17 protein-coding genes and 2 pseudogenes are annotated in these 15,132 nt (G+C 51.2%); 13 read left to right on the top strand and 6 right to left on the bottom strand.

Annotated features, from left to right (window positions below):
- Position 1 precedes the first annotated feature (1 nt).
- Positions 2-1,129 carry a slipin family protein gene (locus BZK41_RS17120; RefSeq protein WP_079938949.1) on the bottom strand — a complete coding sequence of 376 codons (1,128 nt, stop codon included), beginning with the start codon at positions 1,127-1,129 and terminating at the stop codon, positions 2-4.
- Positions 1,130-1,579: 450 nt separating this feature from the next.
- On the opposite strand from BZK41_RS17120, the gene rtcR reads away from it, so the two are divergent.
- On the top strand, positions 1,580-3,166 hold the full coding sequence (gene rtcR / locus BZK41_RS17115) for an RNA repair transcriptional activator RtcR (RefSeq protein ID WP_079938948.1): 1,587 nt from the start codon (positions 1,580-1,582) through the stop codon (positions 3,164-3,166).
- 12 nt (positions 3,167-3,178) lie between these two features.
- On the opposite strand, the gene BZK41_RS17110 is transcribed toward rtcR, so the two are convergent.
- Positions 3,179-3,517, bottom strand: coding sequence for an XRE family transcriptional regulator (locus BZK41_RS17110; RefSeq protein ID WP_079938947.1), 339 nt, complete (start codon positions 3,515-3,517; stop codon positions 3,179-3,181).
- Positions 3,514-3,870: a type II toxin-antitoxin system RelE/ParE family toxin gene (locus tag BZK41_RS17105; RefSeq protein WP_016149391.1), complete on the bottom strand. Its 357-nt coding sequence runs from the start codon at positions 3,868-3,870 to the stop codon at positions 3,514-3,516. Before BZK41_RS17105 ends, BZK41_RS17110 begins: the two co-directional genes overlap by 4 nt.
- Positions 3,871-4,061: 191 nt before the next feature.
- Here BZK41_RS17105 and BZK41_RS17100 point away from each other — a divergent pair, with 191 nt between their 5' ends.
- Positions 4,062-4,334, top strand: a complete 273-nt coding sequence (locus tag BZK41_RS17100; RefSeq protein WP_003826541.1) for a DUF3811 domain-containing protein — start codon at positions 4,062-4,064, stop codon at positions 4,332-4,334.
- Here the strand turns inward: BZK41_RS17100 and rluF are convergent.
- Entirely contained in the window at positions 4,331-5,206 is an 876-nt protein-coding gene (gene rluF, locus BZK41_RS17095; RefSeq protein ID WP_079938946.1) for a 23S rRNA pseudouridine(2604) synthase RluF, read from the bottom strand. The genes BZK41_RS17100 and rluF overlap by 4 nt on opposite strands.
- Positions 5,207-5,675: 469 nt before the next feature.
- Between rluF and BZK41_RS17090 the strand changes: the two genes are divergently transcribed.
- The 10 genes and pseudogenes from BZK41_RS17090 to BZK41_RS17050 all read left to right on the top strand — a co-directional run bounded on the left by BZK41_RS17090 (position 5,676) and on the right by BZK41_RS17050 (position 13,354).
- Positions 5,676-6,629: a sugar-binding transcriptional regulator gene (locus tag BZK41_RS17090; RefSeq protein ID WP_032942077.1), complete on the top strand. Its 954-nt coding sequence runs from the start codon at positions 5,676-5,678 to the stop codon at positions 6,627-6,629.
- 70 nt (positions 6,630-6,699) lie between these two features.
- Complete coding sequence (locus tag BZK41_RS17085) at positions 6,700-7,506, top strand: SDR family oxidoreductase (RefSeq protein WP_079938945.1); 807 nt, start codon at positions 6,700-6,702, stop codon at positions 7,504-7,506.
- A gap of 9 nt (positions 7,507-7,515) precedes the next feature.
- Positions 7,516-7,923 carry a mannose/fructose/sorbose PTS transporter subunit IIA gene (locus BZK41_RS17080; protein ID WP_079938944.1) on the top strand — a complete coding sequence of 136 codons (408 nt, stop codon included), beginning with the start codon at positions 7,516-7,518 and terminating at the stop codon, positions 7,921-7,923.
- Positions 7,923-8,417 (top strand): mannose/fructose/sorbose PTS transporter subunit IIB, encoded by a 495-nt coding sequence (locus tag BZK41_RS17075; RefSeq protein ID WP_079938943.1) that lies wholly within the window; start codon positions 7,923-7,925, stop codon positions 8,415-8,417. Before BZK41_RS17080 ends, BZK41_RS17075 begins: the two co-directional genes overlap by 1 nt.
- A 65-nt stretch (positions 8,418-8,482) precedes the next feature.
- Positions 8,483-9,280 (top strand): annotated as a pseudogene (locus BZK41_RS17070) (PTS mannose/fructose/sorbose transporter subunit IIC).
- Positions 9,281-9,291: 11 nt separating this feature from the next.
- The gene (locus BZK41_RS17065) at positions 9,292-10,116 is read left to right on the top strand and encodes a PTS system mannose/fructose/sorbose family transporter subunit IID (RefSeq protein ID WP_079938942.1); all 825 of its coding nucleotides are present in this window, start codon (positions 9,292-9,294) and stop codon (positions 10,114-10,116) included.
- A 69-nt stretch (positions 10,117-10,185) separates the two neighbouring features.
- Positions 10,186-11,409 (top strand): L-sorbose 1-phosphate reductase, encoded by a 1,224-nt coding sequence (gene sorE, locus BZK41_RS17060; RefSeq protein ID WP_079938941.1) that lies wholly within the window; start codon positions 10,186-10,188, stop codon positions 11,407-11,409.
- A gap of 1 nt (position 11,410) precedes the next feature.
- Positions 11,411-12,223 (top strand): shikimate 5-dehydrogenase, encoded by an 813-nt coding sequence (locus BZK41_RS17055; RefSeq protein ID WP_079938940.1) that lies wholly within the window; start codon positions 11,411-11,413, stop codon positions 12,221-12,223.
- Positions 12,224-12,472: 249 nt separating this feature from the next.
- The gene (locus BZK41_RS26975) at positions 12,473-12,634 is read left to right on the top strand and encodes a hypothetical protein (RefSeq protein WP_139762616.1); all 162 of its coding nucleotides are present in this window, start codon (positions 12,473-12,475) and stop codon (positions 12,632-12,634) included.
- Between the two features lie 171 nt (positions 12,635-12,805).
- Entirely contained in the window at positions 12,806-13,354 is a 549-nt protein-coding gene (locus tag BZK41_RS17050; protein ID WP_079938939.1) for an AAA family ATPase, read from the top strand.
- A gap of 163 nt (positions 13,355-13,517) precedes the next feature.
- On the opposite strand, the gene BZK41_RS17045 is transcribed toward BZK41_RS17050, so the two are convergent.
- Positions 13,518-13,835 carry a helix-turn-helix transcriptional regulator gene (locus BZK41_RS17045; protein ID WP_079938938.1) on the bottom strand — a complete coding sequence of 106 codons (318 nt, stop codon included), beginning with the start codon at positions 13,833-13,835 and terminating at the stop codon, positions 13,518-13,520.
- Positions 13,825-14,185, bottom strand: a pseudogene (locus BZK41_RS17040) (type II toxin-antitoxin system RelE/ParE family toxin). The gene BZK41_RS17045 and the pseudogene BZK41_RS17040 overlap by 11 nt, the downstream one beginning before the upstream one ends.
- A gap of 213 nt (positions 14,186-14,398) precedes the next feature.
- Between BZK41_RS17040 and pepE the strand changes: the two are divergent.
- Positions 14,399-15,088 (top strand): dipeptidase PepE, encoded by a 690-nt coding sequence (gene pepE / locus BZK41_RS17035; RefSeq protein WP_048236375.1) that lies wholly within the window; start codon positions 14,399-14,401, stop codon positions 15,086-15,088.
- The last annotated feature ends 44 nt before the right edge of the window (positions 15,089-15,132 follow it).

The following is a 15,132-nucleotide window of genomic DNA, read 5'->3' as shown; positions in this document are numbered from 1 at the left end:
CTTATCCTTTTATGTTCACGAGGCCGTGCAGCACCTGGTCGAGGCCCCCGAACACCGAGATTTTATCGATACGTTCAGCGACTCTTTCGAGGGTTTCCAGCTCTTTTAAGCGCAGCGCCACCGGGTTGTTTTCCATCACTTTCGCGGTATTTAACAGCGATCGCGTCGCGGCAGTCTCTTCACGACGGCGGATCACGTTGGCCTGGGCGGATTTCTCGGCTTCAACCAGTTGGGACAGGATGGCCTTCATATCCCCCGGCAGGACTATATCTTTCACGCCGAGCGAAGCGACCTCGATACCAAACGGCGTCATTCGGGCTTTCACCTGCGCGCTCACCACCTCATCGATCACCTGCTTATCTTCCAACAGCTCGTCCAGCGTGCGCGTTCCCACCGCTTCACGCAGGGCAAACTGCAACTCGCGGTAAAGATGATCCAACGGTTTGGTCAGTTGACCAAAAGCGAGCAACACATCGCCATAACGCCAGTTTGCGGCCAGATTTAAACGCAGATTGACCTTATCTTTGGTCAGGATCTCTTGCCCACCGACTTCCAGCACCTGTAAGCGGGTATCAACAACTTCGGCTTCAATCAGATGGTTTACCTTCCAGTATGCGGTCAACCCCGGCGGCAACAGCGCCTGGGTTTCGCCATCAATTTTCAGCACGCCAACGTGCCACGCAGGAACCTGCACCGTTAAGATGGCTTCACGACCTTTCACCGTACCGTTACGTCGTGGCTGTAACACCGCATTCATCACCTCAACCGGTACTAAAACCTGACGCGTATCCATGCGCACCAGTTTCAGTGCTTCCTCTGCGCGCCAGTACAAACGGCGCGTGGCCGGTGGCAAAATTTCCTGCAAGACGCCGTTCACATACAGCGCACCCGCTTCGGTATCGGTTAAATCAGCCACCACACAGTACTGCTCCACCCATCCAGGCTGGAAGCGGCGTAAATACTCCGCCAGCGCTTCCGGAATCTCGCTGCCATCGGTATTGATCACCAGAACGTCCGGTGTGTTAAACCATGGCAAACGGTGTTCACCTGCATCCAGTACCTGATAGTAATCACCCTGTCGGGATAACAGGCCAAGCTGGCCTTTACGAATAGTGATTTTTTTCATCATTTTTTATTCCTTATTGTGAGTCAGGTGCGGGTGCAGGGGCGAAGCGACAGGGGAATTCCCTTTTGCCTGTCGCACGGCATCATTACCGGCAGCCTGTTCTGGAGCGTGCTAACTGCGCATTGCTCCGCTTTATTCCTATGATTAACAACCAGTTTTCATTTGGAGGATGAAATTGGGAATCGAACCCACTGTGTGTCATCGGCTGACGGAACACTCCCGGAAAACAGCCTGTACCGTTCCTGACGTGCCGGCGGGGTTTAACCCCCTGCGTTTTCAGCGTGATTGACGTAATAGTTATTGCCAGAAGCGTGCCAGAAATGAAAATCGTCATGGGTTATTTTTAATTTATTGATTTATATAAATTTAATTATTGTTGCCAATATTGGCAGTTGTCTCACTCGGTTAATTTTTTTATCTTTTAATCTCTTAATTTATCTTTTTGGATAAACCATGAAAAAGCGGCGGGTTGTAATTGGCGTACTGGGTACGGTGCTGGACAAGCGCGGTAAACGCGCTAATCGATTTAAAAAGTGGCGACCCACGGTTGGATTGTGCCAACAGCCTGATTTCCCTGTCGACAGACTGGAACTGCTCCACCAGCCACGCGATGAGGGCATGGCGCAAAGGTTGATTGAAGACGTCGCGCTGCTCTCACCTGACACCGAAGTACGCCCACATGCCGTGACCATTAACGACCCCTGGGATTTTGAAGAGGTCTACGCCGCCTTTCTCGACTTCGCCACCCACTACAGCTTTGATACGGAAAACGAAGAGTATCTGGTGCACATCACCACCGGAACGCACGTCGCGCAGATCTGCTGGTTTCTGCTAACGGAAGCCCGCTACCTGCCCGCCAGCCTGCTGCAAACCAGTCCGGCACCAGCCGGTTCATCGGATGAGGCCGTCGCCGCTGGCGTTTGCTCGGTAATCGATCTCGATTTAAGCCGCTACGCCACGCTCACCAGTCGTTTTCAGCGCGAACAGCAGCAGTCGGTCTCTTTCCTGAAGGCCGGTATTGATACGCGCAACGCCACCTTCAATAAACTTATCGATCGCATTGAGCGTGTGGCTCTACGTTCGACCGACCCGATCCTGCTCACCGGCCCCACCGGCGCGGGTAAATCCTTCCTGGCGAAACGTATTTTTCAGCTACGCCAGTCGAGGCATCTGGTGGCGGGAAAACTGGTCGCCGTCAACTGCGCAACCCTGCGTGGCGACAACGCGATGTCTACGTTGTTCGGTCACGTGAAAGGAGCGTTTACCGGCGCACTCACGGCACGCAGCGGACTACTGCGAGAAGCAGATGGCGGCGTGCTGTTTCTTGATGAGATAGCCGAACTGGGGTTGGATGAGCAGGCTATGCTGCTAAAAGCGATAGAAGAAAAAACCTTTTTCCCGTTTGGATCGGACAAAGAGGTACACAGCGATTTTCAGCTGATTGCCGGAACCCATCGTGATATGCAGCAATGGGTCGCCGAGGGCCGTTTTCGCGAAGATCTCTATGCGCGTATCAACATGTGGAGCTTCGCCCTGCCCGGTCTGGCGCAGCGGCGGGAAGATATCGCCCCGAACGTCGAGTATGAGCTACACCGTTTTTCCAGCAGCAAACAGATGCAGATCCGTTTCGACAAAGAGGCTCGTGCTTGTTATCTGGCATTTGCCTGCTCCCCACAGGCGCAGTGGCGCGGCAATTTTCGCGAGCTAAGTTCATCCATCGCGCGAATGGCGACGCTTGCCGAACAGGGGCGCATCACCTTATCCCTTGTCGAAGAAGAAATTGCGCTGTTAAAGGAGAGTTGGCAGATTACCGCTTCGCAACCGGAACTGAACATGGACATTGACCTTTTCGATCGCCGCCAGTTAGAAACGGTGCTGGAAGTGTGCCGCCGCAGCGCGTCGCTATCGGAAGCCGGACGCGAACTGTTTGCCGTCTCACGGCAGAAAAAAGCCAATCCTAACGATGCAGACCGCCTGCGCAAATATCTCGCCCGCTTCGGGCTGAGCTGGGAAAGCGTTCGCAGCGATCAGATACAATAACGATATCTAACATTACCCAATCTGTACTTTTACTGGTTTTCCTAACTTCACCAGCATCATGACCAGAGCATCAAGGGTAAATTTGTTGGTTTTTTGATTAACAACATCTGAAACACGGGGCCGGGAAATATTCAGTTTCGCAGCAGCTTCCGCTTGTTTCAGATGGTTTTCATCAATCCATCCGGAAATTTCTTGCATCAACTGCTGCTTCAGGTGAATGAGTTGTTCAACCTCGCATTCAGCATCATGCTTTAAGCTCTTCGCTTCCGCTTCTGCAAACCCCAGTTCGGCAAAAATATTGACATCCGGAGAGGTTACATGGCGAACCTTATTATCAACGGTATTGTTCATTTCTGATTCCTGTCTTCTTGCAAAGCCGTTCGATATCTAACTTTAGCAATGTGTTTATCGTGCTCAGAAGTACGTTTTGTCTTTTTATTGAAGCAATGCAGTACATAGACCGCGTTAGCATAGCGAGCAATGTAGATGATTCGGTATGCGCCAGATTCATACCTGAGCCTTACCTCCTCAACACCGCGACCTATCTCTGGCATCGGCTTCCAGTCAGCAGCTTCTAATCCCGCCTGTAAACGATGTAACTGAAAACCAGCGGTTTTACGTATATCCTCAGGAAAGCTTCGTAAATCATCAAATGAACTGCCAATCCAGACAATGGGCTTTAAGGCCCGCCTTATTGAAAGCATAACACATCCTTGTATAAAATTTTATACAAACAATAAAATGTGTAACCCACACGTTTTCCTGTCATTACGCTAAATCAGAATAGAAATTCCGTCACTTCAACAAGCTATATTTTGCGAGGCTCTTTCAGGATTAGTTTTATTCTGCACGAATTACCGTACACTGAGGTTATCGGCTAACAGAGGGCACCCTTATGGCACTCCCCCGCATTACCCAAAAAGAGATGACCGAGCGCGAACAGCGTGAACTGAAAACGCTGCTCGACCGCGCGCGCATTGCGCATGGTCGTCTGCTGACCAACGCAGAGACCAACAGCATCAAGAAAGAGTACATCGATAAGCTGATGGCCTTGCGCGAGGCAGAAGCTAAAAAAGCCCGCCAGTTGAAGAAAAAGCAGGCTTATAAACCGGATGCGGAAGCATCGTTTTCATGGTCAGCGAATACGCCAACGCGCGGCAGACGTTAACGCCCTTTCTTCTTACGCCCCGGCGAAGTAAAACGCTTACCGTTTGCCGCCGGGCGCGATTTCTCTTTCTCCGCGGCTTTTTCGATTTTCACCACCGGGCGCTTAATGCCTGCGGTTTTTGGCTTCGCTTTCACCTTCGGTTTGGCTTCTGAGGACGAGTTCTCAATCAGCTTGAACAGATCAATCAGTTCGTCATCTGTCAGGTCGCGCCATTCACCCAGCGGCAGGCCGGACAAACCAACGTTCATGATACGCGTACGCTCAAGTTTGGTAACTTCATAACCAAAGTGTTCGCACATACGACGGATTTGACGGTTCAGCCCCTGAATCAGCGTGATGCGAAACACAAACGGAGCTTCTTTCTTCACCTTACATTTTTTGGTGACGGTGCCGAGGATTGGCACACCTGCCCCCATCCCACGGATAAAATCATCAGTGACCGGCTTATCTACCGTCACCAGATACTCTTTTTCGTGATCGTTACCGGCACGCAGGATTTTATTCACCAGGTCGCCGTGGTTGGTCAGAAAGATAAGTCCCTGAGAATCTTTGTCCAGACGACCAATTGGAAACACGCGCTTGCTGTGATTCACGAAATCAACAATGTTGTCGCGTTCGCTGTCTTCGGTGGTGCTGACAATCCCTACCGGCTTGTTCAGCGCGATAAAAACCAGATCTTCCGCTTCACGCGGCTCAATCAACCGACCATTTACTTTTACGACGTCGCCAGGCATCACCTGATCGCCGATGGTGGCGCGTTTACCATTCAGGAAGACATTCCCTTGTTCGATAAAGCGATCCGCCTCGCGACGCGAGCAGATTCCGCTTTCACTGATGTATTTATTTAATCGGATGGATGAGTCGGGCAGCATAGTTTCTCCTGTATACACTTCATCCTTCAAGCTGTCTCTGCGTTGGCTGCCCTCACTCACCCAGGTCACATAGCAATCTATGCTCCCAGGGATTCGCTCCCTTGCCGCCTTGATACAACTTGCATGACTTTGTGTATTAAAAGCGAAATATACCCTACCTTGCGGACGATAAAAAATAATCGTGTTCGACTGCCCACGCGCTATTTGTGATCCGTCACACCTTTTGACACAAAAGTGTCAGCGATCCATCCCTGCAATTTTGTTGAGTGAAAACAAGCAGAATCAATACATTAGAGATGCAAGCACATCTGTGCCAACAACGCGCTATCGCCACATCAAATGTGCAACATAATCGGCCAGTTTAGCGCGCTGAAATAAGTGAAAATAGCTTTGAGATGGAGAACAGATGGGGTTATATCAGATCAAGAAGGCAATTTCGTGATTTGCACAAATGTGCAGGAGTTCAAAAATGGCGACGGAAAACAGCGATGATATCCGCCTGATCGTAAAAATAGCGCAGCTTTATTACGAGCAGGATATGACACAAGCGCAAATCGCCCGCGAGCTGGGGATTTATCGCACCACGATCAGCCGTTTACTAAAACGTGGCCGCGAGCAGGGTATCGTCACCATCGCCATTAATTACGACTACAACGAAAATCTGTGGCTGGAACAGCAACTAAAACAAAAATTTGGCCTGAAAGAGGCGGTCGTAGTCTCCTGCGACAGCGAGCAGGAAGATGAACAACTTAATATGATGGGCGTACATGGCGCACAGTTGCTGGAACGCTTACTGGAACCTGGGGACATTATCGGGTTCTCATGGGGTCGCGCGGTTCGGGGACTGGTGGAAGGGTTATCTCCTGCCAGCCAGTCGCGCCAGCTGATCTGCGTACCGATTATCGGCGGACCATCCGGCAAACTTGAAAGCCGCTACCACGTCAATACACTGACCTACGGCGCAGCGGCAAAGCTCAAAGGGGAATCACACCTGGCAGATTTTCCGGCACTGCTGGAAAACCCGCTGATCCGTAACGGGATCATGCAGTCACGACATTTTAAATCGATTTCCGCGTACTGGGATAATCTGGACATCGCGCTGGTCGGGATTGGATCTCCGGCGATACGTGATGGCGCCAACTGGCACGCTTTTTACGGCAGTGAAGAGAGTGATGACCTGCATGCCCGCCAGGTCGCTGGAGACATTTGCTCGCGCTTTTACGATATCAACGGTGTAACCGTAGAAACCAATATGAGTGAAAAGACGCTTTCCATCGAAACCAATAAATTAAAACAGGCGCGTTACTCCATTGGCATTGCAATGGGTGAAGAAAAATACAGTGGGATATTAGGCGCATTACGTGGGAATTATATTAACTGTTTAGTCACCAACAGCCATACCGCTGAATTATTGTTGAAGTAAATAAATTCTAATTGGTCCTGCCATAATTAATTTTATGTGGGATCCCCTTATCTGAAATCGGGAGTTTATTATGCAAACGTGGTTAAACTTGCAGGGCAAAGTCATTATTGTTACCGGTGGTGCATCCGGAATTGGTCTGGCGATTGTCGAGGAGTTATTAGCGCAAGGCGCTAATGTGCAAATGGCAGATATTCATGGCGGAGAAGGTAAATACGATAGTCATGACGGGTATCATTTCTGGCCAACGGATATTTCCAGCGCCAAAGAGGTTAATCATACTGTCGCTGAAATTATCCAACGCTACGGACGTATTGATGGGCTGGTAAATAATGCTGGCGTTAATTTTCCGCGTCTGCTGGTCGATGAAAAAGCCCCCGCCGGACAATACGAACTCAACGAAGCCGCTTTTGAAAAAATGGTTAATATCAACCAGAAAGGTGTGTTCTTAATGTCGCAGGCAGCGGCACGCCAAATGGTAAAACAGCGTAACGGCGTGATTGTGAATGTCTCTTCCGAAAGCGGACTGGAAGGTTCTGAAGGTCAAAGCTGTTATGCCGCTACCAAAGCCGCATTGAATAGCTTTACCCGTTCCTGGTCGAAAGAGTTGGGCAAACACGGCATTCGTGTGGTGGGTATTGCGCCTGGCATCCTGGAAAAAACCGGACTGCGCACCCCCGAGTATGAAGAAGCGCTGGCCTGGACTCGCAACATCACTGTCGAACAGCTGCGCGAAGGCTACACCAGGAACGCGATCCCGATTGGTCGCTCAGGGCGCTTAAGCGAAGTAGCTGATTTTGTTTGTTATCTTTTGTCTGAGCGCGCCAGTTACATCACCGGAGTAACCACTAACATTGCGGGCGGGAAAACGCGCGGCTAAGGAGGATTTATGGTCAATGCAATCTTCTGTGCTCACGGCAAACTGGCCTGCGCCATGCTGGAATCTGTACAGATGGTTTACGGTGATGCCAACGTTGAAGCCGTGGCATTTGTCCCCGGAGAGAACGCCAGCGACATTGTGGAAAAGCTGAAAAAGTTAGTAAGTATTCACACTGGCGATGAATGGCTGATTGCCGTCGATTTGCAGTGTGGCAGTCCCTGGAATGCCGCCGCGACGCTGGCGATGCACAATCCGGCGATACGGGTCATCAGCGGGTTATCACTGCCGTTGGCGCTGGAACTGGTAGACAACCAAAGCAGTATGAATGTGGATGAACTGTGCGAACACCTGACGACCATTGCTCAACAAACCTGTGTCGTCTGGCAACATCTGGAAACGACCGAAGAGGATTTCTGATGAACATTACCCTTGCTCGTATTGATGACCGCCTGATCCACGGTCAGGTCACCACCGTCTGGTCGAAGGTGGCGAATGCCCAACGGATTATTATCTGTAATGACGACGTTTATAACGATGAAGTACGTCGCACATTATTACGTCAGGCCGCCCCGCCGGGAATGAAAGTGAACGTTGTTAATATCGAAAAGGCGGTCGCAGTTTACCATAATCCGCAATACCAGAACGAAACCGTTTTTTATCTATTTACCCGCCCGCAGGATGCATTGGCAATGGTCAAGCAAGGCGTGAAAATCGCCACGTTAAATATTGGTGGTATGGCCTGGCGGCCAGGTAAAAAACAATTAACCAAAGCCGTTTCTTTAGATAACGACGACATTAATGCGTTTCGTGAGTTAGATAAACTGGGTGTCACGCTGGATTTACGTGTCGTCGCATCCGATCCATCTATTAATATTCTCGAAAAAATAGAAGAACAATCGTTCGCTGAATAAATAAAAATGCCTGTGTACTTATGCTTTAACAGGCAGGGATGATCACATTCACAAGGTGACATATTATGGAAATAAGTACCCTACAAATTATCGCCATATTCCTATTTTCCTGTATTGCCGGAATGGGCAGCGTGCTGGATGAGTTCCAGACCCACCGTCCGCTCATTGCTTGTACCATTATCGGCCTGATCCTCGGTGATTTAAAAACCGGGATTATGCTCGGCGGCACGCTGTAGTTAATCGCTCTTGGCTGGATGAACGTCGGCGCAGCACAGTCTCCCGATTCGGCGCTCGCCAGTATTATCTCCGCCATTCTGGTCATCGTCGGTCAGCAAAGTATTGCGACCGGTATCGCTATCGCCCTGCCAGTCGCGGCGGCAGGTCAGGTACTAACTGTCTTTGCCCGTACCATCACCGTGGTGTTCCAGCACGCGGCGGATAAAGCAGCCGAAGACGCCCGCTTTCGCACCATCGACATGCTGCACGTTTCCGCTCTCGGCGTACAGGCGCTGCGCGTTGCCATTCCTGCATTAATCGTCTCGCTGTTTGTCAGCGCCGATATGGTCAGCAATATGCTCAACGCCATTCCGGAATTCGTCACCCGCGGATTGCAGATTGCCGGCGGCTTTATCGTGGTGGTCGGCTACGCCATGGTGCTGCGCATGATGGGCGTGAAGTACCTGATGCCCTTCTTCTTCCTCGGGTTTATCGCTGGGGGTTATCTCGATTTGAGCCTGCTGGCTTTCGGTGGGGTTGGCGTGATTATCGCGCTGGTCTACATCCAGTTGAACCCACAGTGGCGTAAAGCCGAACCGCAGGCGCAACCCGCCTCTTCTCAAGCTCTCGATCAGCTTGATGACTAATGGAGCCAGCCATGGAACAGAAAAAACTGACCAAATCCGACCTGTTTAGCATATTTGTTCGCTCCAACCTGCAACAGGCGTCATTCAACTTTGAACGCATTCATGGGCTGGGCTTTTGCTACGACATGATCCCTGCCATTAAGCGCCTGTATCCACTGAAAGAGGACCAGGTTGCGGCACTCAAACGCCACCTGGTGTTTTTCAACACTACGCCTGCCGTTTGCGGCCCGGTGATTGGCGTGACCGCCGCGATGGAGGAAGCTCGCGCCAACGGTGCGGAAATTGATGACGGGGCCATCAACGGCATCAAAGTTGGGCTGATGGGTCCGCTGGCCGGTGTTGGCGACCCGTTGGTCTGGGGAACATTGCGCCCGATTACCGCCGCGCTCGGCGCATCGCTGGCGCTGTCCGGAAACATTCTCGGCCCACTATTGTTCTTCTTTATTTTCAATGCAGTACGTTTGGCAATGAAGTGGTACGGCTTACAGCTTGGCTTTCGTAAAGGGGTCAATATCGTCAGCGACATGGGCGGCAACCTGCTGCAAAAGTTGACCGAAGGCGCATCAATTCTCGGCCTGTTTGTCATGGGGGTGTTGGTCACCAAATGGACCAGCATCAACGTGCCGCTGGTGGTATCACAAACGCCTGGCGCAGACGGCACCACCGTCACCATGACCGTGCAGAACATTCTCGACCAACTCTGCCCCGGCCTGCTGGCGCTGGGTCTGACGCTGCTGATGGTGCGTCTGCTCAACAAGAAAATTAATCCGGTATGGCTGATCTTCGCCCTGTTTGCTCTGGGGATTATCGGCAACGCGCTGGGCTTTCTGTCCTGATTTTTTTCGCTCCGGCGATGCCGGGGCAACTTCAACAAATAGTCCTCGAAAGAGGAAGAGGTGGTAACAATGCAAACAACAACAGCTTTACGCCTTTATGGTAAACGCGATCTGCGCCTGGAAACCTTCGATCTTCCTGAAATGCAGGACGATGAAATTCTGGCCTCAGTCGTAACCGACAGCCTGTGCCTTTCGTCCTGGAAAGAGGCTAACCAGGGCGAGAACCACAAAAAGGTGCCGGACGATGTGGCCACCAACCCGATCATCATCGGTCACGAGTTTTGCGGCGACATTATTGCCGTAGGCAAAAAATGGCAGCACAAGTTTCAGCCCGGCCAACGCTATGTCATTCAGGCTAACCTGCAACTGCCGGATCGCCCGGACTGCCCCGGCTACTCCTTCCCGTGGGTAGGCGGTGAAGCCACGCACGTTATCATTCCTGATGAAGTCATGGAGCAGGACTGCCTGTTAGCCTACGAAGGTGAAACCTATTTTGAAGGCTCGCTGGTTGAGCCGCTGTCCTGCGTGATTGGCGCATTCAACGCCAACTATCACCTACAGGAAGGCACTTATAACCACAAGATGGGCATTCGTCCGCAGGGGCGTACACTGATACTCGGCGGCACCGGGCCGATGGGACTGCTGGCGATCGACTATGCGTTGCATGGCCCGGTTAACCCGGCGCTGCTGGTGGTAACCGACACCAATAACGACAAGCTGAGCTACGCCCGCAAGCACTATCCATCAGAACCACAAACGTTGATCCACTACCTTCACGCCCAGGATGCAGCTTATGACACCTTGATGGCATTGAGCGGCGGGCACGGGTTTGATGACATCTTTGTGTTTGTGCCCAACGAACAGTTGGTTACGCTGGCCTCTTCCCTGCTGGCTGCCGATGGCTGCATGAACTTCTTTGCCGGTCCGCAGGATAAGCAGTTTAGCGCGCCGATTAACTTCTACGACGTGCACTACGCCTTCACCCATTATGTTGGGACATCTGGCGGCAATACCGACGACATGCGCGCGGCGGTAAAACTGATCGAAGAGAAGAAAGTTCAGGCGGCAAAAGTGGTGACGCACATTCTGGGATTAAATGCGGCAGGAGAAACAACGCTGGAACTGCCGCAAGTCGGTGGGGGTAAAAAACTGGTTTACACCGGAAAAGCATTGCCATTAACTGCGCTCACCCAGATTGACGATCCGGCCTTGCGCGATATCCTGGAGCGTCATCAGGGGATCTGGTCGCAGGAAGCCGAACAGTACATATTGTCTCACGCCGAGGAAATTTAACATGATTAACCGCGACACCCAGTTGTGCATGTCGCTTGCCGGACGCCCCGGCAATTTTGGCACGCGCTTTCACAACTATCTGTATGAAAAGCTAGGGTTAAATTTTATCTACAAAGCCTTTACTACGCAGGATATTGAGGCCGCAGTGAAAGGTGTTCGCGCACTCGGAATTCGCGGCTGTGCGGTCTCTATGCCGTTTAAAGAGAGCTGTATGCCGTTTCTGGATGCCATCGATCCTTCAGCAAAAGTCATTGACTCCGTCAACACCATCGTCAATGACAACGGTACGCTGACAGGATTTAACACCGACTACATTGCGGTAAAAAGCCTGATTACCAGCCACCAGCTCAATAGCAACGCGCGCGTCATGATCCGCGGCAGCGGTGGAATGGGTAAAGCGGTCATTGCCGCATTTCGCGATGCCGGTTTTCACGATGTAGTCGTCGCTGCCCGTAACCGGGAGAGCGGCCCGGCGCTGGCAAAACAGTACGGTTTCCAGTGGCAGCCGCAGCCGGAAGGGATTACCTGCGATATTCTGGTCAACGTGACGCCCGTCGGTATGGCTGGCGGTAAAGAGAGCGATGAGCTGGCCTACAGCGAAACGATGGTCGCTGCCGCCAGCGTGGTGTTTGACGTCGTCGCTCTGCCGCCGGAAACACCGGTGATTAAGCTGGCACAGCAGTTGGGTAAAAAGACCATCAGCGGTGCAGAGGTGATTGCCTTACAGGCCGTAGAGCAGTTCGCCATGTACACCGGCGTACGCCCGGATGACGCGCTGATCGCCGAAGCGGCAAAATTTGCGCGGGCGGGGTAAGAGAGCAGGAACAGAGCGCCAGGGATGGGCGCTCTGTTTATTTTAGGTACTATGCAACAGCAAACAATTGCTGGTCAGCTTTGACTTCCAACTGCGCCAGCGAGGGAATCAACTGGCTGATGTAATGTTGTGGTTAGACGCCCTGATCGTGTTCCCGCACTTTCGGGGCGTTGTCATGTTTGGTGTGTGAGAGTAATGTGTCATCACACATACACACGCTACTCTTGTGTAATTAAGGTATCAACACACATGAACGAAAGAAGAGGCAATCCCCCGTTTCAATTCCGTCTGGATCCGGAACTGCGCAAAGCGATGGAAGAAGCACGGCGGCAGGATGGCGATGAATCGTTGGCAGCCTGGATTAAACGTGTGATTAGAAAAGAGCTGAAACAGAAGGGAATTGAAGTGTAAGAGGCAGTACTTTATATCGCCTTTCTGAAGGTCTGTTTAGAGCGAGGAGCAGACATTCGATGGGAATAAAATGTAGTTAGTAAAACCATCAACAAGTAATCTGGCAACTCATGAAACGTGCGCCATCAGTATTGCTGCTGTATCGCGTCTATAAATGCACAGGAGGGTTCAATGTCTTCAGCTTTTCAACATCGTTTCATTCTTACAGGTGGTCCAGGGTCAGGCAAAAGCACGATAATTGATACGATTAAAAAACGAGGGTTTTGGTGCTCTAAAGAAGCGGGAAGAGGCGTTATACAAGACCAGGTGAACATAGATGGCAATGCATTACCGTGGGCCAACCAGACTGCATTTGCAGAGCTCATGCTATCCTGGGAAATGCGTTCGTGGCACGAAGCTGAAGGGCAAACACAACCATGCTTATTCGACCGTGGCATTCCTGATGTTGTAGGTTATTTAAGCCTTTCTGAACTTACCATACCGAGGCATTTGGAAAATGCCATCGAGAAATTTCGCTATAACCGAACCGTATTTATTGCACCACCCTGGCGTGACATATATGTACAGGATACAGAGCGTAAACAATCTTTCGATGTCGCCGTAGCGACATATCAGGCAATGGTGAAAACATACCGTACGTATGATTATCAGTTGATAGAATTGCCATGTGTTTCTGTAGAGGAACGTGTGGATTTTATCCTTTCCAGGATAGTACGTTGATAAAATATCAACTACGCGTAATGGCGAATCACCATACCTGAATCTGTCGCATCCAAGTGAATATACAACTTCCGCTCTTGGCACAAACCCGACGCTGAAAACCACACTGGCAGTGATAAAGGTGCTGGGTATTGGATTGACCATTTAAGCTTGAATGGGGATATCAGCCAAAGCTTACTTTCAGCGTGCCCTGCACATTACCCTCTTTTCCTACCACAATCTCAACATCGCGGCCCAGTTTCACCAGACACTCCAGCATCTTTGCTTCACTGATACCGCGAAACTGCCCACGTAATAAGTTGGAAAGCTTAGGCTGCGTCATCCCCAGCATCTGTGCAGCCTGCTGCTGCGTTAACCCTTTGCATTGCAAAGTCTCACCAATCACCATTGCCAGTTGCGCCTTCAACTGCATCTGTTCCGCGTCATACTCACCCAAATCAGCGTAAACGTTGCCGCTACTGGTTTCGACATCATGTGACATATCCACTCTCCTGCGCATGCCGCTGTGCAGCCTTAAGCCGCTGGTAAATCAAATTAATTTCGGGTTTGGGCGTTGCCTTCCCGGAAACAGATTTTTTCTGAAAAACATGCAGAACATAAACTGCATTTTTCAACTGGATAGTGTAAACCGCCCGCCATGTGTTGCCGTGATAATCCTCTACAACTTCCAGAACCCCCCGCCCCACCAAATCCTTTTAACGGTTTAGTCTGTGAATGCTGCTTACCCTGCTGCGCCAGCCAAAGAGCAAACCCAAACGTATCCCGAACATGTTCTGGCATTCCCTGTAGATCTTTCCTGGCATGCCCAACCCAGTAAAGTGGTTTCGTCATCCCTCCCCCTTGATTATATCCATATAGGTATAAAACACCATCACCCGCCAGAAGAATAAATCAACAATCTCGCTTTCACCCAAAATAAAACGCCGGTCTGCGAGGCGCTTTCCAGAACCTCACTTCCAACATCGTGAGCCATATCAGTGAGGCGTTATACTGACGGTGGTAACATGACTGCGGTTGGTAATTTTCTGATTACATGGAGAAATGATGGAACTGCTTTTATTGAGTAACTCGACGCTGCCGGGCAAAGGCTGGATGGAACATGCGCTGCCGCTAATTGCTGAGCAACTGAATGGTCGCCGTACGGCGGTGTTTATTCCGTTCGCTGGCGTGACGCAAACCTGGGATGAGTACACGGCGAAAACGGCAGCCATCTTTGCGCCAATGGGCGTCAATGTTACGGGCATTCATACCGTTGCCGATCCGATTGCCGCTATTGAAAATGCAGAGCTGGTAATTGTCGGCGGGGGTAATACCTTCCAGTTACTGAAAGAAAGCCGCGAACGCGGTCTGTTGGCGCCGATTGTGGATGTCGTCAAACGCGGTGCGCTGTACATCGGCTGGAGCGCGGGTTCCAACCTTGCCTGCCAGACCATCCGCACCACCAACGACATGCCGATTGTCGATCCAAAAGGCTTCGATGCCCTGGGTTTGTTCCCGCTGCAGATTAACCCACACTTCACCAACGCGCTGCCGGAAGGCCACAAAGGCGAAACGCGTGAACAGCGTATTCGCGAGCTGCTGGTTGTGGCACCGGAACTGACGGTGATTGGATTGCCGGAAGGTAACTGGATCAAAGTGAGTAACGGTCAGGCGGTGCTTGGCGGCCCGAACACCACGTATATCTTTAAAGCGGGTGAAGAGGCGGTTGCCGTTGAGGCAGGTCACTGCTTTTAGTTGATGGGTTGTCTTATGCCGGATGCGGCTTCGCCTTATCCGGC

Source organism: Citrobacter sp. A316, from assembly GCF_002042945.1.
In the GTDB taxonomy this organism is placed as follows: domain Bacteria; phylum Pseudomonadota; class Gammaproteobacteria; order Enterobacterales; family Enterobacteriaceae; genus Citrobacter; species Citrobacter portucalensis.
Note: the sequence above shows the minus strand (reverse complement) of the source record. Positions and strands in the feature narration are given on the sequence as shown.